A 279-nucleotide genomic window follows, 5' to 3' on the forward strand; every position below is an offset into this window, starting at 1 on the left:
CCATTAATCCTGATATTTATAATTCAAACTTTGAACCAAACGGGCTTCAAGTGGGGCAGCCGAATGGAACATATATATTTGTTCCGGCAAGTACAGGACATAAAGCTGACCACTTTGCATATAGGGCAAACAATACGCATTATAATATTACCACTGGCTTAGTATACCAAGGTTGGGGAGGCTTTTCTTATAACGGATCCAAATACAAAGGTGAGACAATCAGAGAAAGTGAATTTAATTCTAGTTTGAGTGGTTTTAATGTTAATATGCAAAACCCTT

1 protein-coding gene is annotated in these 279 nt (G+C 36.9%); it reads left to right on the forward strand.

The genetic code is table 11. From position 1 onward, the window contains the following. On the forward strand, positions 1-279 hold a 279-nt coding region (locus SB725_RS30865), incomplete at both ends, for a hypothetical protein (protein ID WP_410923178.1).

The sequence above is a fragment of the Pseudomonas sp. SIMBA_041 genome (genome assembly GCF_046535095.1).
Classification (GTDB): domain Bacteria; phylum Pseudomonadota; class Gammaproteobacteria; order Pseudomonadales; family Pseudomonadaceae; genus Aquipseudomonas; species Aquipseudomonas mucoides.